16 protein-coding genes are annotated in these 20,627 nt (G+C 67.9%); 9 read left to right on the top strand and 7 right to left on the bottom strand.

Annotated features, from left to right (window positions below):
- Positions 1-139: 139 nt before the first annotated feature.
- Positions 140-964 (bottom strand): tyrosine-type recombinase/integrase, encoded by an 825-nt coding sequence (locus tag CYU59_RS05675; protein WP_292976809.1) that lies wholly within the window; start codon positions 962-964, stop codon positions 140-142.
- Positions 965-1,134: 170 nt separating this feature from the next.
- Between CYU59_RS05675 and CYU59_RS05670 the strand changes: the two genes are divergently transcribed.
- The 8 genes from CYU59_RS05670 (at position 1,135) to CYU59_RS05635 (ending at position 11,715) form a co-directional block, all read left to right on the top strand.
- Positions 1,135-2,832 (top strand): acyclic terpene utilization AtuA family protein, encoded by a 1,698-nt coding sequence (locus CYU59_RS05670; protein ID WP_292976808.1) that lies wholly within the window; start codon positions 1,135-1,137, stop codon positions 2,830-2,832.
- Positions 2,829-3,977: an acyl-CoA dehydrogenase family protein gene (locus tag CYU59_RS05665; RefSeq protein WP_292976806.1), complete on the top strand. Its 1,149-nt coding sequence runs from the start codon at positions 2,829-2,831 to the stop codon at positions 3,975-3,977. The genes CYU59_RS05670 and CYU59_RS05665 overlap by 4 nt, the downstream gene beginning before the upstream one ends.
- A 102-nt stretch (positions 3,978-4,079) precedes the next feature.
- Positions 4,080-5,675 carry a carboxyl transferase domain-containing protein gene (locus CYU59_RS05660; RefSeq protein WP_292976804.1) on the top strand — a complete coding sequence of 532 codons (1,596 nt, stop codon included), beginning with the start codon at positions 4,080-4,082 and terminating at the stop codon, positions 5,673-5,675.
- A 5-nt stretch (positions 5,676-5,680) separates the two neighbouring features.
- The gene (locus tag CYU59_RS05655; RefSeq protein WP_292976802.1) at positions 5,681-7,675 is read left to right on the top strand and encodes a biotin carboxylase N-terminal domain-containing protein; all 1,995 of its coding nucleotides are present in this window, start codon (positions 5,681-5,683) and stop codon (positions 7,673-7,675) included.
- Positions 7,672-8,838, top strand: coding sequence for an acyl-CoA dehydrogenase family protein (locus CYU59_RS05650; RefSeq protein ID WP_292976800.1), 1,167 nt, complete (start codon positions 7,672-7,674; stop codon positions 8,836-8,838). The genes CYU59_RS05655 and CYU59_RS05650 overlap by 4 nt, the downstream gene beginning before the upstream one ends.
- Positions 8,838-9,641 carry an enoyl-CoA hydratase family protein gene (locus CYU59_RS05645; protein ID WP_292976798.1) on the top strand — a complete coding sequence of 268 codons (804 nt, stop codon included), beginning with the start codon at positions 8,838-8,840 and terminating at the stop codon, positions 9,639-9,641. Before CYU59_RS05650 ends, CYU59_RS05645 begins: the two co-directional genes overlap by 1 nt.
- Before the next feature lie 9 nt (positions 9,642-9,650).
- Positions 9,651-11,039 carry a ClC family H(+)/Cl(-) exchange transporter gene (locus CYU59_RS05640; RefSeq protein WP_292976796.1) on the top strand — a complete coding sequence of 463 codons (1,389 nt, stop codon included), beginning with the start codon at positions 9,651-9,653 and terminating at the stop codon, positions 11,037-11,039.
- 76 nt (positions 11,040-11,115) lie between these two features.
- A complete protein-coding gene (locus CYU59_RS05635) occupies positions 11,116-11,715 on the top strand; it encodes a DUF1707 domain-containing protein (protein WP_292976794.1) in 600 nt (199 codons plus the stop codon).
- Here the strand turns inward: CYU59_RS05635 and CYU59_RS05630 are convergent.
- The 3 genes from CYU59_RS05630 to CYU59_RS05620 form a co-directional block, all read right to left on the bottom strand.
- Positions 11,712-13,688, bottom strand: coding sequence for a VWA domain-containing protein (locus tag CYU59_RS05630; RefSeq protein ID WP_292976792.1), 1,977 nt, complete (start codon positions 13,686-13,688; stop codon positions 11,712-11,714). The two genes, CYU59_RS05635 and CYU59_RS05630, sit on opposite strands and share 4 nt — an antisense overlap.
- Positions 13,681-15,075 (bottom strand): sigma 54-interacting transcriptional regulator, encoded by a 1,395-nt coding sequence (locus CYU59_RS05625; RefSeq protein ID WP_292976790.1) that lies wholly within the window; start codon positions 15,073-15,075, stop codon positions 13,681-13,683. Before CYU59_RS05625 ends, CYU59_RS05630 begins: the two co-directional genes overlap by 8 nt.
- Before the next feature lie 75 nt (positions 15,076-15,150).
- On the bottom strand, positions 15,151-15,624 hold the full coding sequence (locus tag CYU59_RS05620) for a hypothetical protein (RefSeq protein ID WP_292976788.1): 474 nt from the start codon (positions 15,622-15,624) through the stop codon (positions 15,151-15,153).
- Positions 15,625-15,976: 352 nt separating this feature from the next.
- Here CYU59_RS05620 and CYU59_RS05615 point away from each other — a divergent pair, with 352 nt between their 5' ends.
- Positions 15,977-16,987, top strand: a complete 1,011-nt coding sequence (locus CYU59_RS05615; RefSeq protein ID WP_292976786.1) for an alpha/beta hydrolase — start codon at positions 15,977-15,979, stop codon at positions 16,985-16,987.
- A gap of 13 nt (positions 16,988-17,000) precedes the next feature.
- Here the strand turns inward: CYU59_RS05615 and purH are convergent, their stop codons facing one another.
- From purH to CYU59_RS05600, 3 genes are read right to left on the bottom strand one after another with little or no spacing between them, the layout of a single operon-like run.
- On the bottom strand, positions 17,001-18,575 hold the full coding sequence (gene purH / locus CYU59_RS05610) for a bifunctional phosphoribosylaminoimidazolecarboxamide formyltransferase/IMP cyclohydrolase (protein ID WP_292976784.1): 1,575 nt from the start codon (positions 18,573-18,575) through the stop codon (positions 17,001-17,003).
- Positions 18,572-19,201 carry a phosphoribosylglycinamide formyltransferase gene (gene purN / locus CYU59_RS05605; protein WP_292976782.1) on the bottom strand — a complete coding sequence of 210 codons (630 nt, stop codon included), beginning with the start codon at positions 19,199-19,201 and terminating at the stop codon, positions 18,572-18,574. The genes purH and purN overlap by 4 nt, the downstream gene beginning before the upstream one ends.
- Positions 19,202-19,211: 10 nt before the next feature.
- Positions 19,212-20,621: a DUF6350 family protein gene (locus tag CYU59_RS05600; protein WP_292976780.1), complete on the bottom strand. Its 1,410-nt coding sequence runs from the start codon at positions 20,619-20,621 to the stop codon at positions 19,212-19,214.
- Positions 20,622-20,627: the final 6 nt, after the last annotated feature.

Raw genomic sequence — 20,627 nt, 5'->3', positions numbered from 1 at the left:
CGACGGCACAGGCTCCGGGTCGGCGGACGCCAACGGAACGGCCGTACTGGTTGCGATCGCCAGCGCGAAGCCAATCAGCGTTGCCTTCATGCGCGCAGACTAGGGGATCACGCCGCCCCCCGGGAACGGATCAAACCGATCAGGCCACGGCGCCCATCATCGCGGCACGCACCTCGTCGTCGTCGACGGCCAAATACCGCTGCGTGGTCACGATCGATTGATGACCGAGCAACAGTTGCACGGCGCGGATGTTGCGCGACGCGCGGTAGGCGCGGGTGGCGAAGCGGTGCCGCAGCGTATGCATGGTGAGTTCGCCGGGCAGCGCGGCTGCGCACAACTGGCCGACCCACTCCGGAGACAGGTGGCTGTCACACTCCCCGGGGAACAGCCACCCTGAGTCCGACGCGCCTGGCGTGTGACCCGCTGCGCCCAGCAACAACTGCCCGGCCAGTGAATCAGTAATCGGAACGATGCGGTCGTGCGAGCCTTTGCCGTGCACATACAGCTGCGGTCCGTCGAGAACATCACGGACGTGCACCTTGGACACTTCGGCGCGGCGCAGGCCGGCCTCTCCCGCCAAGCGCAGCATGAGCCGCACGTCGGCCCGGGGTGTCTGCAGTGCCCGCAACCACGCATCATCGGGGGCTGGCCGTGGCCGCGGTGATTCCATCCGAATCGCAGGTAGGTCGGCGGCGGGATCGTGGTCGATCAAGCCGGTCGCGCATGCGAACTTGAAGAATCCGCGTAGTGAGCTGCGGTAGCTGCGGCGGGTTTCGCGTTTCCAGTCCTGCCGACCCATCCAGTCCATCAGCATGTCCGTGGTGATTTTGGTCGGTGCCGAGCGCAGGGAGCGTGCCGCGTAGGCCAGATGCATTCGGCGGAGCCGAACGGTCGTTTTCGGGCGACCGGCGTTGATCTCTTTCAGCAGGTACTTGGTGATGGGTTCCGCCCAGCTCGCGGGCACTCTTAATTTCGTTGGCAACATACCGGGACAGGTTAGGACGCAGTCCATTTCGGCAATGCCGTTTTTGCGCATCAGACAGCAAATTTCAACGGGAGGATTCTTGCTGGTGGGCGCCGGTCCGTGAGGTAACCTACCGGTTGGTTGGTACGACCCGACGGAGGGAGACACGGGTGGGGTCTGCCCCGGTTCGGATCGGTAACTGCTCGGGTTTCTACGGCGACCGGCACTCCGCGATGCGCGAGATGCTGGCCGGCGGCGAACTCGACTATCTGACCGGCGACTACCTGGCCGAGCTGACCATGCTGATCCTCGGCCGGGACCGGATGAAACACCCCGAACGCGGCTACGCCAAGACCTTCCTCACCCAGCTCGAGGAATGCCTGGGGCTGGCCCGGGAGCGCGGGGTGCGCATCGTCGCCAACGCCGGTGGCCTGAATCCCGCCGGCCTCGCCGACGCCGTGCGGGCGCTCGCCGAGCGCCTGGGCGTGTCCGTCCGGGTCGCCCACGTCGACGGAGACGACCTGTCGGGGCGCGCCGAGGAACTCGGGCTGGGAAAGCCGCTGACCGCCAACGCCTACCTGGGCGCGTGGGGCATCGTCGACTGCCTGAACGACGGTGCCGACATCGTCGTGACCGGCCGGGTGACCGACGCGTCGGTGACTGTCGGACCGGCGGCCGCGCACTTCGGTTGGCAGCGCGACGACTACGACCGCCTGGCCGGTGCCGTGGTCGCCGGACACGTCATCGAATGCGGCATCCAGGCCACCGGCGGCAACTACTCGTTCTTCACTGAGATTCCGGACCTGACTTATGCCGGCTTCCCGCTGGCCGAAATCCACGCCGACGGGTCCTCGGTGATCAGCAAGCACCCGGGCACCGGCGGGCTGGTCAGCGTCGACACCGTCACCGCGCAGTTGCTCTACGAGATCACCGGCGCCCGCTATGCCAACCCGGACGCGACGGCCCGGATGGACAGCATCGAACTCTCGTCCGACGGCCCCGACCGGGTGCGGATCAGCGGAGTCACCGGTGAACCACCGCCGCCCACCTACAAGGTGTCGCTGAACAGCATCGGCGGATTCCGCAACGCGACGACGTTCGTGCTGACCGGCCTGGACATCGACGCCAAGGCGGATCTGGTGCGACGGCAACTCGAATCCGCACTCTCGGTCAAGCCGGCCGAGCTGGAGTGGACGCTGGCCCGCACCGACCACCCCGACGCCGACACCGAGGAAGCGGCCAGCGCACTGCTGCGCTGCGTGGTCCGCGATTCCGACCCGGCCAATGTCGGACGTCAGTTCTCCTCTGCCGCAGTCGAACTGGCTCTGGCCAGTTACCCGGGCTTCACCGTCACCGCGCCTCCCGGCGAGGGCCAGGTCTACGGCGTCTACACCCCCGGCTACGTCGAGGCCACCGAGGTGGCGCACACCGCCGTGCACAGCGACGGCACCAGGGTAGCGATCCCCTGCGCCACACAGACTCTCGAGCTCGAGCCGGTCCATGCTCCGGCGTTGCCGGAGCCGCTTGCCGACGGCCCGACCCGGCGGGTGCCGCTCGGCCGCATCGCCGGCGCCCGCAGCGGCGACAAAGGCGGGTCGGCCAACGTCGGGCTCTGGGTGCGCACCGACGAGCAGTGGCGCTGGCTGGCCAACACGCTGACCGTCGACCTGCTGCGTGAACTGCTGCCCGAGACCGCCGACCTACCGGTGACTCGGCACCTGCTGCCCCGATTGCGGGCGGTGAACTTCGTCATCGAAGAGATCCTCGGCCAGGGCGTCGCCTATCAGGCGCGCTTTGACCCGCAGGCCAAAGGGCTCGGCGAATGGCTGCGCAGCCGCCACGTCGACATTCCGGAAAGGTTGTTGTGAGCATCTGGACCACCCCGGAGCGCGAGGCGCTCCGCAAAACCGTGCGTTCGTTCGCCGAACGGGAGATCCTGCCGCACGTCGACGAGTGGGAACGCGTCGGCGAGCTGCCGCGCGAATTGCACCGGGCCGCAGGCGAAGCGGGCCTGCTCGGTGCGAATTTCCCCGAGGAGGTCGGCGGCGGTGGCGGTGACGGCGCCGATGCGGTGATCGTCTGCGAAGAACTGCATCAGGCCGGCGTGCCCGGCGGAGTCTTCGCCTCGTTGTTCACCTGCGGCATCGCGGTGCCGCACATGATCGCCTCGGGTGACGAGCGGCTGATCGAGGAATTCGTCCGACCGACGCTGGCCGGGGAGAAAATCGGATCGCTGGCCATCACCGAACCCGGCGGCGGCTCCGACGTCGGGCACCTGCAGACGACCGCCACCCGCTCGGGAGATGAGTACGTCGTCAACGGGGCCAAGACCTACATCACTTCGGCGGTGCGGGCCGACTTCGTCGTCACCGCCGTGCGCACCGGCGGCCCTGGCGCAGCCGGGGTTTCGCTGCTGCTGGTCGAGAAGGGCACCCCTGGATTCGAGGTGAGCCGCAAGCTGGAGAAGATGGGCTGGCGGTCGTCCGACACCGCGGAGCTGTCCTACGTCGACGCGCACGTGCCGGTCGAAAATCTGGTCGGCGCCGAGAACACCGGCTTCGCCCAGATCGCCGAGGCCTTCGTGTCCGAGCGTATAGGGCTTGCCGCGCAGGCATATTCGAGCGCGCAACGATGTCTCGACATCACCGTGCAGTGGTGCCGCGACCGGGAGACCTTCGGCCGGCCGCTGATCTCGCGGCAGTCCGTGCAGAACACCCTGGCCGAGATGGCCCGCCGCATCGACGTGGCCCGCGTCTACTCCCACCACGTCGTCGAGCGGCAGTTGGCCGGCGAGACCAACCTGATCGCCGAGGTGTGCTTCGCCAAGAACACCGCGGTCGAGGCCGGTGAGTGGGTCGCCAACCAGGGCGTCCAGCTGTTCGGCGGAATGGGATACATGACCGAATCGGAAATCGAGCGCCAATACCGCGACATGCGCATCATCGGCATCGGCGGCGGTACCACCGAGATTCTCACCTCGCTGGCCGCCAAACTGCTTGGCTTCCAATCATGATCACCCCGCCTCCTCCTCATCGCTCCGCTCTGCATCGTCGGTGGTGGTCATGATCACACCGCCTCCTCCTCATCGCTCCGCTCTGCATCGTCGGTGGTGGTCATGACCGCACTCAAGTCAGTCCTCGACCCGAGCAGCGACACCTACATCGCCGCCGCCGAGGCCGCGGAGTCCCGGCTCGAGGAGATCGGCGCCGAACTTGCCAAGGCACTCGGTGGTGGCGGTGCGAAATATGTTGAGCGCCATCATGCCCGCGGCAAGCTGACCGCGCGCGAGCGTATCGAACTGCTGGTCGACGAAGACGCTCCGTTCCTGGAATTGAGCGCGCTGGCGGCCTACGGCAGCGCCTTCCAGATCGGTGCCAGCACGGTCGTCGGCATCGGCGTGGTGAGCGGTGTCGAGTGCCTGATCGTCGCCAACGACCCGACGGTCAAGGGCGGCACCAGCAATCCGTGGACCCTGCGAAAGATTTTGCGGGCCAACCAGATCGCCTACGAGAACCGGTTGCCGGTCATTTCGCTGGTGGAATCCGGCGGCGCCGACCTGCCGACGCAGAAAGAGATCTTCGTCCCGGGCGGGCAGATGTTCCGCGACCTGACCCGGCTCTCAGCGGCCGGCATTCCGACCATCGCGCTGGTATTCGGCAACTCGACCGCGGGCGGGGCGTACATCCCCGGAATGTCCGACCACGTGGTGATGATCAAGGAGCGATCCAAGGTCTTCCTGGCCGGTCCCCCGCTGGTGAAGATGGCCACCGGCGAGGAATCCGACGACGAGTCGCTCGGTGGCGCCGAAATGCACGCCCGTGTCTCGGGTTTGGGTGACTATTTCGCCGTTGACGAACTCGACGCGATCCGGATCGGGCGCCGCATCGTCGCGCGGCTCAACTGGACCAAGCAGGGCCCCACGCCCGCCCCGGTCACCGATCCGCTGTTCGACACGGAAGAACTGATCGGCATCGTCCCGGCCGATCTGCGCATCCCGTTCGACCCGCGCGAGGTGATCGCCCGCATCGTCGACGGTTCGGAATTCGACGAGTTCAAGGGCATGTACGGATCGTCACTGGTCACCGGCTGGGCCCGGCTGCATGGCTATCCGCTGGGCATCCTGGCCAACGCGCGGGGCGTGCTGTTCAGCGAGGAGTCGCAGAAGGCCACCCAGTTCATCCAGCTGGCCAACCGCTCGAACACGCCACTGTTGTTCCTGCACAACACGACCGGATACATGGTCGGCAAGGACTACGAGGAAGGCGGCATGATCAAGCACGGCTCGATGATGATCAACGCCGTCTCCAACTCGATGGTCCCGCACATCTCGTTGCTGATCGGTGCCTCCTACGGCGCCGGCCACTACGGCATGTGCGGACGCGCCTACGATCCCCGCTTCCTGTTCGCCTGGCCTAGCGCCAAATCCGCGGTGATGGGTGGCGCACAGCTGGCCGGAGTGTTGTCCATCGTCAGCCGCGCCGCCACCGAGGCGCGCGGCCAGCAGGTCGACGAGGAAGCCGACGCGGCGATGCGTGCCGCCGTCGAAGGCCAGATCGAAGCCGAGTCGCTGCCGATGGTGATGTCCGGGATGCTCTACGACGACGGGGTGATCGATCCCCGTGACACCCGCACCGTGTTGGGAATGTGTTTGTCCGCCATCGCCAATGGCCCGATCAAGGGGACGTCGAACTTCGGCGTCTTCCGGATGTGACGCAAATGGGAATCACTCGAGTTCTGGTGGCCAACCGCGGCGAGATCGCCCGCCGTGTGTTCGCCACCTGCCGCAACCTCGGCCTGGGCACCGTGGCGGTCTACACCGACCCGGATGCCGCGGCCCCACATGTGACCGAGGCGGACGTCCGGGTGCGGCTGCCGCAGACCAATGACTACCTCAATGCCGAGGCGATCATCGCCGCCGCCAAGGCCGCCGGTGCCGACGCGATCCACCCCGGCTACGGATTCCTCTCCGAAAACGCCGATTTCGCGGCTGCGGTACAAGCCGCCGGGCTGGCCTGGATCGGCCCGCCAGTGGACGCGGTCCGCGCGATGGGCTCCAAGATCGAGTCCAAGAAGATGATGTCCGCGGCCGGAGTTCCGGTGCTCGAGGAGCTCGACCCCGAGACCGTCACCGCCGCGCAGCTGCCGGTGCTGGTCAAGGCGTCCTCCGGCGGCGGTGGGCGCGGCATGCGGGTGGTCGACCAATTGGACGCCTTGCCAGGCGAAGTCGCGGCGGCGCAGCGCGAGGCCCAGTCCGCGTTCGGCGACCCGACGGTGTTCTGCGAGCGCTACCTGCCCACCGGCCACCACGTCGAGGTCCAGGTGATGGCCGATGCACACGGCACGGTGTGGGCGGTGGGCGAGCGGGAGTGCTCGATTCAGCGCCGCCATCAGAAGATCATCGAAGAAGCGCCGTCACCGCTGGTCGAGCGGATTCCAGGGATGCGCGACAGGCTGTTCGAGGCCGCCCGGCTGGCTGCGGGTGCGATTGGCTACACCGGAGCCGGCACCGTCGAATTCCTCGCCGACGACGAGGGTGAGTTCTTCTTCCTGGAGATGAACACCCGCCTGCAGGTCGAACACCCGGTCACCGAGGAGACCACCGGGCTCGACCTGGTCGAGCTACAGATCGCGGTGGCCGACGGTGAGCACTTGGACGCCGAACCGCCTGTCGCGCAAGGCTCTTCGATCGAGGCCCGGTTGTACGCCGAAGACCCGGCACAGAACTGGCAACCGCAGGCCGGCCCGGTGCATCGGATCGATGTGCCGTTGGCCCGCACCGAATTCAGCACCCTCGGTGCGCGCACCGGAATCCGGCTGGATTCCGGGATCGTCGACGGCTCGGTGGTGTCGATCCATTACGACCCGATGCTGGCGAAGGTGATCTCGTACGCGCCTACCCGGCGGCAGGCGGCGCTGGTGCTGGCCGACGCGCTGGCCCGGGCCCAGGTGCACGGGCTGCGTACCAACCGCGACCTGTTGGTGAACGTGTTGCGGCACCAGGCATTCCTGGACGGCGCCACCGACACCGCGTTCTTCGACACGCACGGCTTGGCACAACTGGCCGCCCCACTGGCCGACGACGCGGTGGTGCGAATGTCGGCAATCGCGGCCGCACTGGCCGAGGCCGCCCACAACCGCGCCACCGCCACCGTGCTCGGCTCGCTGCCCAGCGGTTGGCGCAACCTGGCGTCGGGCTTCCAGGTCAAGACCTACCTCGACGACGCCGACAACGAGCATCGCATTGAATACCGTTTCGGCCGGACGGAATTGACGCTACCGACCGACGAAGCGGTCCACCTGGTGTCGGCGTCGCCGGATCAGGTGGTACTGGCCGACGACAACGGCGTGGCGCACCGCTTCGCCGTCGCCCGGCACAATCGGGACGTCTACGTCGACTCGGCGCAGGGGCCGGTGCACCTGATCGCGCAACTACGCTTTCCCGAGCCGGGTTCGGCCGTCGAGAAGGGCTCGCTGGTTGCGCCGATGCCCGGCAACGTGATTCGGCTCGGCGCCGCCGTCGGCGACACTGTCACCGCCGGCCAGCCGCTGATCTGGCTGGAAGCGATGAAGATGGAGCACACCATCACCGCGCCGTCCGACGGCGTGCTCGCCGAACTCAACGTCGACACCGGCCAGCAGGTCGAGGTCGGCGCCGTACTGGCGCGCGTGGACGCGCCCCACGATCCCGAAGCAGAAGGAGAAAACTCATGACCGACAGCAGTTTCATCGAAAACGAGGACCGCCAGGCACTCCGCAAGGCGGTGTCCGACTGGGCCTCGAAGTACGGCAGCGAGTACTACCTGAAGAAAGCCCGCGCGCAAGAGCACACCGACGAATTGTGGTACGAGGCGGGACAACTCGGTTTCCTCGGGGTCAACCTCCCCGAGGAGTACGGCGGCGGTGGCGCCGGCATGTACGAGCTGTCGCTGGTGATGGAGGAGATGGCCGCCGCGGGCAGCGCACTGCTGCTGATGGTGGTGTCGCCCGCCATCAACGGCACGATCATCTCCAAGTTCGGCACCGATGAGCAGAAGAAGCGCTGGATCCCCGGTATCGCCGACGGAAGCATCACGATGGCGTTCGCGATCACCGAGCCCGACGCCGGATCGAACTCGCACAAGATCACCACCACCGCCCGTCGTGACGGCAGCGACTGGATCCTCAAGGGACAGAAGGTCTACATCTCCGGTGTCGACCAGGCGCAGGCGGTGCTCGTCGTCGCGCGCTCCGAGGAAGCCAAGACCGGCAAGCTGCGTCCGGCACTGTTCATCGTCCCCACCGACACACCCGGCTTCACCTACACCCCGATCGACATGGAGATCATCAGCCCGGAACGGCAGTTCCAGGTCTTCATCGACGACGTGCGGCTGCCCAGCGACGCGCTCGTCGGTGCCCAAGATGCCGCCATCGCCCAGCTTTTCGCGGGCCTGAACCCCGAGCGCATCATGGGTGCGGCCAGCGCCGTCGGCATGGGCCGTTTCGCGCTGGACCGCGCCGCCGACTACGTCAAGACCCGACAGGTGTGGGGCACCCCGATCGGTTCGCACCAGGGTCTGTCACATCCGTTGGCGCAGTGCCACATCGAGGTCGAGCTGGCGAAGCTGATGATGCAGAAGGCCGCGACGCTGTACGACAACGGCGACGACGGTGGCGCGGCGACCGCGGCCAACATGGCGAAATACGCTGCGGCCGAGGCGGCTAACCGCTCCGTGGACCAGGCGGTGCAGTCGCTCGGCGGCAACGGCCTGACCAAGGAATACGGTGTCGCGGCAATGATGGCCGCCGCGCGGCTCGCCCGCATCGCGCCGGTCAGCCGGGAGATGGTGCTCAACTTCGTCGCGCAGACATCGCTCGGCCTGCCCCGCAGCTACTGATGGACCGGGTAGTCGACTACGCCGTCGAGGAGCACGTTGCGCGGCTGACGCTGAATTCGCCGCACAACCGGAACGCGTTGTCGAGCGCGCTGGTCAATCAACTGCACGAGGGGTTGAGCGACGCGGCGGCCGATCCCGCGGTGCGGGTGGTCGTACTCGGGCATACCGGCAACACCTTCTGCGCGGGCGCCGATCTCTCCGAGGGTTCGGCGGCCAACGCCGATCCCGCCGAGGCCACCACCCAGCGGTCCAGGGAGATGGCCGCGCTGCTGCGGGCCATCGTCGAAGCACCACTGCCGGTGATCGTCGCCGTCGACGGCCACGTGCGCGCCGGCGGCATGGGCCTGGTGGCCGCCGCCGACATCGCCGTCGCGGGACCGAAGAGCACGTTCGCCCTGACCGAGGCGCGGATCGGGGTGGCGCCCGCAATCATCTCGCTGACGTTGCTGCCCAAGCTGTCGGCCCGCGCCGCCGCGCGCTACTACTTGACCGGAGAAAAGTTCGGCGCCACCACCGCCGCAAGCATCGGGTTGATCACCGAGGCCGCCGACGACGTCGAGGCTGCGGTGGCGGCACTGGTCGCCGACATCGGCCGCGGGTCACCGCAGGGCCTGGCCGCATCCAAGGCGCTCACCACCGCCGCCGTGCTGGCGGGATTCGACCGCGACGCCGAGCGGCTCGGCGCGGAGTCGGCCCGGCTGTTCGTCTCCGACGAGGCCCGCGAGGGCATGCTGGCGTTCCTGCAGAAGCGCCCACCACGCTGGGCGACCCCCACAGCAGACCCGCCCAGGTTTGTCGGCTAAGCAGGACGCGTGCGTGACGACACACGACAGGGTTGGCGCGACACACTGCGCAGCATGCTCACCGGCTGGCAGCGGCCGACCACTCATCCGGTCGACAGCGAGGGCGAGGGCGCCGAGAGCCTGATCGGGTTCGTGGTCGCGGCCGCTCTGGTCGGCGTACTGACCGGCCTCAGCGCCGCGACGTTCAAGCTGCTGTTGAAGCAGGGTGCGCGGCTGCGCGGCGAGCTCGCCCATTGGGCGCACGGCGGCCCGTGGGGCCTGGTCGTCGTCGTGCTCGCGTGCGCGGCGTGCGCCGCTGCGGCGGCAGCGCTGGTGCACCGGATCGAGCCGCACGCCGAGGGCAGCGGAATCCCACGCGTCGAAGCCGTCGCCGACGGCCGGGTGCGGCCGGACCGGTTCCGCATTCTGCCGGTGAAATACATCGGCGGACTGTTGGCCATCAGCAGCGGCATGGCACTGGGCCGCGAGGGGCCGTCGGTGCAGATGGGCGGGTCGGCTGCGGTCATCGTCGCCACGTTGACCCGCCGCAACCTGGCCGATCTGCGCCTGCTGGTCGCCGGCGGCGCCGCGGCCGGGTTGGCTACCGCCTTCAATGCGCCGATCGCCGGCGGGGTCTTCGTACTCGAGGAACTGCTCAAGCGATTCGATCCGCGGACGACGATCGCCACGCTGGTGGCGTCCGGTTCCGGATTCGCCGCTGCCCGCCTCCTGGTATCGCCGGACACCGAGTTCCACATGCAGCCGCTCGGCGATCCGCGGCTGCTCGAGTCGGGATGGGTGGTCGCGATCGGGCTCGTCACCGGCGTGCTCGGGGTGCTCTACAACGAGGCCGTGATGCGGACGCTGCGCCGGGCCGACGCCAGCCGGATGCCCCGGGAGGTTCGGGCCGCGGCGACGGGGGTGCTGGTCGGGCTGGTCGTCTGGACGGCACCGGCGCTGGCGGGCAGCGGCGACAACCTGACCCAGAACGCGCTGTCGGGTCACGGCACCCTGCTCGTGGTCATCGGCATGTTCGTCGTGCGCTTCGCGCTGGGCGTGGTGTCCTACGCGGCCGCCACCCCCGGCGGGCTGTTCGCGCCGATGCTGGTGCTGGGGTCGCAATCCGGACTGGCCGTAGGCCTGATCGCCGCGCAGTTGACGCCGCACGCGATGCCGAGCCTGCCTGCCTGCGCGCTGATCGGCATGGCCGCGTTCTTCACCGCATCGGTGCACGCTCCGGTGACGGGCCTGATCCTGGCCACCGAAATGACCGGCAACACCAATCAGTTGCCACCGGCGCTGGGGGCGTGTGCGATCGCGATGCTGGTGGCCGTCGCGCTGAGATCCGAACCCATCTACGAACGCCTCTCGCACCGCGCGGCGACGGCAGCGGCGAAGAGCGAGGCTCGCCACACCTGAGCGAAGTCTGAGCTTGGCACAACAGTTTGGCGAAGATCCCTTGCGGCAAAAATCGTTCGACGTAGGCTCGTTAACAATGAGTAAGTCAGCGCAACGAGGGGCGCGCGGGCAGGACGCAGTGACGCGTGCTGCCGAGACCGATCGTATTCAAGTGGCCCAGCTACTCACCGACGCTGCCGCGCAGGGCCGGCTCCAGATGAGCGACTACGAAGACCGGCTCACCAAGGCCTACGCCGCGCAGACCTACGAGGAGCTCGACCTGCTCCGATCGGACCTACTCGGCTCGTCGGTGAACTCCAAGCGCGGCGGCGTCACCAAGCCCGCGCCGTCGATGCTGCTGCTGGCCATCATGAGCGCGTTCGAGCGGCGCGGCCGGTGGAACGTGCCCAAGAAGCTGACGACGTTCGCGTTGTGGGGCGGCGGCGTGATCGACCTGCGTTACGCCGACTTCACCTCCACCGACGTCGAGATCCATGCCACCTCGATCATGGGCGGGCAGACCATTCTGCTGCCGCCCGAAGTCAACGTCGAGATCAAGGGCCACGGTGTGATGGGCGGCTTCGACCACGATGTCGACGGCGAAGGCACCCCCGGTGCGCCGACGGTGCGGATCCACGGCTTCTCGCTGTGGGGCGGGGTCGGCGTCCGCCGGAAGAACCGCAAAACCCAGAGCTAGCGACGGCGGGACCGCAGGTAGTCCCCCACCACCGCGGCGCCCAGGCCGTCGAGATCGGGATCGACCACCCGGCCCTCGACCCGGCGCGCCACCTGATCGATGAAGCGGGCCAGTCCGGGATCGTTACCCAGCCGGAAGATCGTCACCTGCGCACCCAACCGGGCCATCTCGTCGAAACCGCGCACGGTGTTGGCGATGGTGCGGGGATGCGGCGGGTAGTCGAAAAACACCGACGATCCTTGCCCGTCGCCGTAGTCCTCGAGGTGTGCGGTCGGTTCGCCGTCGGTGACGACCAGCAGCACCGGCTGCGCATTGGGGTGCCGGCGCAGGTGCCGGCCGGCCAGCGCGAGCGCATGATGCAGATTGGTGCCCTGCTCATAGACGCCCTCCAGGCCCATCAGCTCTGCGCTGGTCATCGTTCGCGCGTAGCGGCCGAACGCGATGATCTGCAACGCATCCGAACGAAACCGGGTGCGCACCAGATGGTCCAGAGCCAGCGCGGTCTGCTTCATCGGCAGCCAGCGGTTCTCCATCACCATCGAGAACGAGGTGTCCACGAGCAGCGCGACGGCGGCCTGGGTTCGGGTCTCTGTTTCCGACACCTCGACATCGTCGACCGTGATCGACAGAGCACCGGCGGAGGCCGACCGAGTTCCGGCCTGCCGGAGCACGGCGTTGGTCAGCGTGCGGGTGACATTCCACGGCTCGGTGTCGCCGAACTGCCAGGGCCGGGTGGCGCCGGTCAACTCCCCCGCAGCGCCGGCCCGCCGCAATTCGCGCTCGCCGTGGCGGCTCGAAAGCTGTTGCGCCACATCACGTAACGCCGTTTCGCCGAGGCGCCGCATGGCCTTGGGAGACAGTCGCCACTGACCGTCGGAACTGCGGTCGAGAAAACCCTGATTGACCAGTGCCCGCTCGAGATCGGACAGCGTCTTCGCATCGATGGCCGCTTGGTCACCGAGTTGGCGCGCCAACGCGTCGAGGTCGACGTCGTCCATCGTCGCGCCCGGATAGCTCTGGGACAGCTGCTCGGCCAGTTGTTCCAACTCGGCGATGTCGGAAAGTGCCTGCGCGCCTTCACCCATGCCCAGTGGGTTGTCGCCGCTGAATTCCGACGAGCCGTCCCAGTCTTCACCGGGCCGGGCCGCCTGCAGGTGGCCGTCGAGCTGGTCCAGCGCCTGCATCAACGCCGGCGAGCCGAATGCCTGCTGCGCCAACGCATCCAGCTCGGCACGCTGGTCGGGGCTCAGGCTGTTGCGGAAGCGCTGCGCGGCGGCGGCCCGTTTGGCCAGCGAGTCGAGCAGCTCCTCGACGTTCTGTGGGTTCTCCGGGAAGAACTCGCCGTGCTTGTCCATGAAGTCTTGGAAGTCCTGCGGCGAATCCTGGCCTTGCGCATGCTTGTCCAGCAGCTCGTTGAGGTCGTTGACCATGTCGGTGACGCGTTGACGGTCCTCGTCGGTGGCACCGGACAGCGCCTCCTTCATGCCAGCGAACCGCTGGTCGAGCATTTCGCGGCCGAGCAGATCCTTGATCTGGTCGTACTTCTGCCGGGCCTCGTCGCTGCGCCAGCCGTACTCCGAGAGCTCCCGCACGGCCTTGGCGGGCGACGGCGACAGCGACTCGAGTTGCAGTTCGCCGAAGCGCGCGTCGTCGTCCAGCGCGCGGGCGAGCTCCTTGCGCTCGGCCAGTACGGCCTCATCGAGCAGCTTCTTGATCTCTTGCAGAGTGCCGTCCAAGTTGTTCTCGCGCAACAACTCCCGACGTCGGCGGTTGGCCTCGGCGGCCAGCCGGTCGGCGCCGGTCACGTTCTTTGTGCCGCGGCGCAGCAATTCTGACAGCGCCCGTCGCGGCGAAGTGCCCGCCATGACGTCCTGGCCGATCTGCTCGAGCGCCTCACGCAGATCCACCGGCGGCGCCAGCGGATCCGGGCCGCCGCTGTAGGCCGTGTACCGCGACGAGTGGCCTCTACCCATAGACGGTCTCGCCTTCTCCGGATGCCTTATCGATGCGCTTGGCCAAATAGAGTGCCTCCAAAGCCAATTCGAGCGCCGCGGCACGCTCGCCCTCGGACTTGGCGCCCAGCCGATCGGCGATCGCTTCGATGACCGGCAAGTCCGGCAGCGCCGCCAGCACGTCCTTGGCCGCCACCCGCTCACCGGTGGTCACCGCCGACCCGCCCTCGACGGCAGCGACCAGTGCGCCGACGTCGATGCCGCCGAGCGCGCGAGACGCGGTGTCGGCGGTGGCGCGACGCAGCAGGTGCTCGAGCACCGCCTGCTCGCGTCCTTCCTCGCCGGACTCGAATTCCAGCTTGCCGCGCAGCACGTCGATCACCGTGCCCAGATCGACCACCCGGGCCACCGGGTCGGTCTCGCCGAGGATGGCACCGCGGTGCCGCGCGGAGGCTGCGACTGTCTCGGCCGCCGCGATGGCGAACCGCGCCGACACACCCGATCGCTGATCGACCGAGCTGGAGTCCCGCAGATAGCGGGCGAACCGGGCGATCACCTGGGTCAGGTATTCGGGCACCTGAGCGCTCAGGTGCGCCTCCTGGGTGATGACGGCGACTTCGGCGTCGAGTTCCAGCGGGTAGTGCGTGCGGATCTCGGCGCCGAACCGGTCCTTCAGCGGCGTGATGATGCGACCACGGTTGGTGTAGTCCTCGGGGTTGGCGCTGGCGACGACGAGCACGTCGAGCGGCAGCCGCAAGGTGTAGCCACGCACCTGGATGTCGCGCTCCTCCATCACGTTGAGCATCGACACCTGGATGCGCTCGGCCAGGTCGGGCAACTCGTTGACGGCGACGATGCCGCGGTGCGCCCGCGGGATCAGGCCGTAGGCGATGGTCTCGGGGTCCCCGAGGCTGCGACCCTCGGCGACCTTGATCGGGTCGATGTCACCGACCAGGTCGGCGACGCTGGTATCCGGGGTGGCGAGCTTCTCGGTGTAACGCTCGCTGCGGTGTCGCCACTCGATCGGCAGGTCGTCACCGAGAGTGGCGGCCTTGCGGATCGACTCCGGGGTGATCGGGCTGTAAGGGTGCTCGCCGAGTTCGGCCCCGGCGATCACCGGCGTCCACTCGTCGAGCAACCCGATCAGGGCGCGCAAAAGCCGGGTCTTACCCTGGCCGCGTTCGCCCAGCAGGACGAAGTCGTGGCCGGCGATCAACGCCCGCTCGAGTTGCGGCAACACGGTGTCCTCGAAGCCGAGGATGCCGGGCCAGATGTCTGGAGCGTCCGGCCCAGAAGACAGTGCGGCCAGCAGGTTTTCCCGGAGTTCTTGCTTGACGCCCCGATCGCGGTGCCCGGCGGCGCGCAGTTCGCCGACGGTGCGGGGCAGATTATTCGCAGCGGTCACCACTCCAAGCTACTGACAAATGGAAAGGCCGGGCAATCACGGCGATTGCCCGGCCTTCCGCGGTGCAGACGCGGGTGACTAGCTGGTGGTCACCGTCGCCTTTTCGTCGCCCTCTTTCCACGTGATCGTGCCGTGCTCGAAGGTCGACTTGTAACTGCCGTCCGGCTCCTTGACCTCGTCGGCGGTCGGGTAGCCCAACTTGCCCTGCGAGGCCTGGACGTCGTTCCACGCGTCGCGGATCTTGCCCCACACGAAGTAGACCGGGCCGCCGTTCTTGTAGATCAGAACGCCGCCGTCGTACTGCTGGTAGACACCGCTGTTGTCGAGGGTGTTCTTCTGGTTGTCGTAGGGCGCGCCCAGGTCCTTCTTCTGTTCGTCGTTGAGGGTCTCCCACTTGGCCAGGATCGGTCCCTCGACGGTGTACAGGGTGCCGTTCTTGCCGGCGATCTGGGTCGGGCTCGGCGCTGCCGCCGATGCGCTCGACGACGGCCCGGCGACCGCGGAGGATGCCGACGACGCCGCGGACGACACCGCGGAGGACGCCGAACTCACCGAACTCTTCGAGTTCTCCGACGAGTGACATCCCGCTCCGAGTAGAGCGAAGGCTGCAATTGCGACTGAGAACGACGCTGTTCTTCGTGTTACCGCGCGCATTATTTCCTCTCGAATACTGATCGATTCGCACCGGACCCGCCCCGGTAGACGGGTCCTGTTTCGGACTCTAGGCGGGTCTGATCTTGTGCGAAAGAGGCTCTCGACCGGCTCCCCAGCACAGCAGCGTGGTCAGCTCGATCGGTCGACTGGCGTTCAGCTGCACGCCATTCAGTGGCCCACGCAACTGTGCGAAGGGATGGCCGTGAAACTCACAGTGGCCAAGGCGCAGCCACCCGATAGTCTCCCTACCGTGAATTCCCTCGAATGGCGTGACCGGCCCGCGACCGCGCACTTCGGCCCGGCGTCGTGGCAGTCCAGCGTGCTGGCTCTGCTGACCGCCATCTTCGTCCGGCCGGTGTTGGGTGCGCTGACTCTGATCGGCATGGTCGTCAACCGGTTCAGCCCCGACACCTTGCAGAAGGTGCGGCTCGACGGCATCGACGGGCCGCTCGGGGTGATCCGTCCACTGCCCGGCACCGAGGTGGCGCGGGTCGACCTGCCGCACTGTCCGGCCGAATGGGTGATCGCGCCGGAGGCGCAGGAGTCGTCGTCGCTGATCGTCTACTTCCACGGCTCGGCCCTGGTGACCCTCGGGCTCAACTCGCACCGGCGCTTCGTCAGCCGGCTGTCGGCCGCCACCGGCGCCAAAGTGCTCAACGTCGGGTACCGGTTGGCGCCGCAGGCCAGCATCGAAGAGGCCGTGGCCGACGGGCTGGACGGCTACCGCTTCGCGCTGGCTCAGGGATTCGCGCCGGAACGAATCGTGTTGGCCGGCGACTCGGCGGGCGGGTTGATGGCTGCCGACGTCGCGCTGGCCGCACGCGATGCCGGGCTGCCGGTGCCGGCGGGTCAGGCGCTGATGTCACCGTTGACCTCGGCGGACATGCACCTGAAGTACCGGGCGCTCAAGGAACACCGCGACGTGATGTTCCCGTTCATGACGGTCAAGTTCATCTACGACGTGTTCGCCACCGTGAACGGCACCAGGCCACCGCCGCTGATGCCGCCGGAGGCCGACCTGCACGGACTGGGCCCGTTTCTGCTGCAAGTGGGCACGCACGAGATGCTGCTCAACGACACCATCGTGTTCGGTGATCGGTTACGCGCGCAGAACGTCGAGGTCTGGGTTCAGCAGTGGCACAAGGCCATGCACATGTTCCAGCTCAGCTTCGACGTCAACCCCGACGCTCGCCGCGCGATCGACGAAGTCGCGGCCTTCATCCGCTACGCGACCACCGTGCAGGACGAGATCAGCGCCTAGCTTCTCACGACGGCTAGTGCGCGAAGTGCCGCGCACCGGTCAGATACAGTGTCACACCGGCCTTTTCGGCCGCCGCCGTCACCTCGTCGTCGCGCACCGAGCCGCCCGGGTGCACAACCGCCTTCACACCCGCGGCGGTCAGCGTCTCGAGACCGTCGGGGAACGGGAAGAAGGCGTCCGACGCCGCGACGGCGCCGCTGACCCGGTCCCCGCCCCGCTCGACCGCCAACCGCGCCGCGTCGACCCGGTTGACCTGACCCATCCCGATACCGATGGTGGCGCCGCCTCCGGCGATGACGATCGCGTTGGATTTCACCGCCCGGCAGGTGCGCCAGGCGAATACCAGGTCCGCCAGCGTGGCGGGGTCTGCGGGATCGCCGGTGGCCAGCGTCCAGTTGTTCGGGTCGTCGCCGTCGGCGTCGATCTTGTCGCGTTGCTGCACGAGTAGTCCGCCGCTGATCTGGCGACGTTCCATATCATCGTCCATGGGTTCGGAAGCGACCAGCACCCGGACGTTCTTCTTGCGCGCCAAAACCTCGACGGCACCCGGTGCGTAGGCCGGTGCCACGATCACCTCGGTGAAGATCGTGCTGACGTACTCGGCCATCTCGACGCTGACCTCGGTGTTGGACGCGATCACGCCACCGAATGCGCTGAGTGGGTCGCACTCATGGGCCTTGCGGTGTGCGTCGGCGACCGACTCCGACGAGACGGCGATGCCACACGGGTTGGCGTGCTTGATGATCGCCACGCAGGTCTGTTCGTGGTCGAAGGCCGCCCGCCAGGCAGCATCGGCGTCGGTGAAGTTGTTGTAGGACATCTCTTTTCCGTGCAACTGGTCGGCCTGAGCCAACCCGGGCCAGCCGGCGTCGTCGACGTAGAGGGCAGCCTGCTGGTGCGGGTTCTCGCCGTAGCGCAGCTGCGTAGAACGCCGCCAAGTGCTTGCGATCCATGCAGGGAATGCCGCGGCAGGCTCCTCGGGCGCCAGCGTCGACTCCATCCAGCCGGCCACCGCGACGTCGTACTCGGCGGTGTGCCGAAACGCCAACGACGCCAGCTTCTTTCGCTCGGCGAGGGTGAAGCCGCCGCTGCGCACCGCGGCAAGCACGCCGTCATAACCGAGGCGGTCGGTCACCACCGCGACGCTGGGGTGGTTCTTGGCCGACGCACGCACCATGGAGGGTCCGCCGATGTCGATCTGCTCGACGCATTCGTCGACGCCGGCACCGGATTCGACGGTCGCACTGAAGGGATACAGGTTGACCACCACCAACTCGAATCCCGCGATGCCGAGCTCCTCCAAGGCCGCAACGTGTTCCGGCTTGCGCAGATCGGCCAGCAGGCCGGCGTGCACCCGCGGGTGCAGGGTCTTGACCCGGCCGTCGAGCACCTCGGGGAAACCTGTCAGCTCCTCCACCGGGGTAACCGGAATGCCTTTGTCAGCAATGGTTTTCGCGGTAGAGCCAGTTGAGACAATCTCGACGCCGGCCTCGGCGAGCCCCTTGGCGAGCTCGACCAGGCCGGTCTTGTCGTACACGCTGATCAACGCGCGGCGGATCGGCCGCTTCTCGTCGTTAGGGCTGCTCATCCGATGGTCGCCTTTCGTCCGGTCCAGTTCACGCCGCCGGTCGCCACCGCGGCTATCACGTCCACCAACAATCGCCGTTCGGTGACCTTGATGCGTTCGTGCAGGGTTTCTTCGGTGTCGTCGTCGAGCACCGGCACTGCCTGCTGGGCAAGTATGGGTCCGGTGTCGGTACCGGCGTCGACCAGATGCACCGTGCAACCGGTCACCTTGACACCGTGGGCCAGCGCATCGGCCACCCCGTGCGCGCCGGGAAAGGCTGGCAACAGCGCGGGGTGGGTGTTGAGCGTGCGGCCCTCGAACTTCGAAAGGAAGTGCGGACCAAGAATTTTCATGAAACCGGCCGAGACGACGAGGTCTGGCGAATGCTCGGCGGTGGCGTCGGCGAGCGCGGTGTCCCATGCGTCGCGATCCGGGTGGTCGGCCAGCCGCACCTGAAATGACGGCAGCGCGGCCGCAGTGGCGATGTCGACGGCTGCGCATTCGCGGTCCACTCCGACGGCGACCACGCGAGCCGGGTAGTCATCGACGGCGGCGTCCAGCAACGAGGCCAACAGCGATCCGGTCCCCGATGCCAGCACCACCAATCGTGCCGGTGCGCTGGGAGGCACACGGAACGATTGCTGCACAGGTCAGAGCCTAGCGGTCACCGTCCGGCGACGATGCGGGCCGGTCGCCGGCCCGAGGAGAAGCCGGACCATCAAGCACGTCCGGCGACGATGCGGGCCGGTCGCCGGCCCGAGGAGAAGCCGGACCATCAAGCACATCCGGCGACGATGCGGGCGCATCCTCGTCCGGCGGCAGATCGATGCTCGAGGTGCCGGGCTCCCCGGCGTCGTCGTCCTCGAAACCCACGTCGAACACCGGCGGCTCGGCCGTCGGCTCCGCCACGCGCACCGGCTTGGGGGCACGCGGGCGGCGCCTGATGCCGCCGGCCATCACGACCGTGAGTGTCCCGATTGCGGTGAACCACAGGAAGATCGCGAAACCAAAGGTGCTCTGGTCGATTCCGACGCCACCGAAGTTTCCCAGCTGACCGCTGCCGGCGTACCCCAGCAGAGCCACGATGAGCGACGCGATCAGCGCCGCGGTGCCCACCTTCGCCATCGCGTCGGACAGCGGCAACGGTCGTCGCGCACACTGCTGCCCCAGCGCGACACCCGACGATGCCCCGACGATGAGCAGCGCCACCCAGATCGGACCCAGCGGCGGGTGCGGGGCCGCGGCCAGCACCGGCAGCGCCGGGATGTCGCCACCGAAGACGGTGAACGAGCTGAACGTCGCAAAGCCCAGGTGAGCGCTGGACCCGACCGCCATCGCGGCCGTCGCCACGATGACGTTGGGCACGTAGAGCACCGACAGCAGGGTCAGGCTGAACTGGCCGAAGATCGATGCGGTGATGCCGTACAGCTCCTGCATGGTCGCCCAGTGCACGACCAGCGAGCAGGCCGCCACCATCCCCGACAGCCCGAGCAGTGCCAGCACGCCGGCCACCCCGGCGCGCAGTGCATCGCCCAGCCAATCAGGCAGCGGCGAAGCCAGCAGCACACGACGGCCGACCCGCGATCCCACCCCGATGAGCGCACCGATCAGGTGCACGACCAGCACGCTCAGAAACGCCCGCGACGCGCTCGGGGTCTGCAGTTCGGTGAGCACCGATGCCGCGTCGTGGATGACGGCAAGCGCGAGGGCGGCCACCAGAAGCGGCCCACCCAGGGCCGACGCGACAATCCACCGGATGACGAACCACGATGCCGTCGTCGTGGTGGCGTGCGCGGTGGTGCGCGCGGTTCCCCACACCATCAGCAGCACCGGCAGCAGCGGCATCACGCCCAGCTCGCGGCCGCCGATCGAGATCGGCACCTGATGGACGCCGAGCCACATGCTGGCGATCGCACCCAGCGCACCGGTCAGCTCGCTGTTCGCAATCACCAGCTGCAGCAGAGTCACCGCTGCGATGACGAGCAGCGCCACCGCCGCAGGCCCGAACGCAACCCGCAACAGGTCGCGCGCCTGATGGGCGCCCGGGGCTCGACTGTCCGGCGTCACGGTCTG

Source organism: Mycobacterium sp. (assembly GCF_002863225.1).
Taxonomy (GTDB): domain Bacteria; phylum Actinomycetota; class Actinomycetes; order Mycobacteriales; family Mycobacteriaceae; genus Mycobacterium.
Note: the sequence above shows the minus strand (reverse complement) of the source record. Positions and strands in the feature narration are given on the sequence as shown.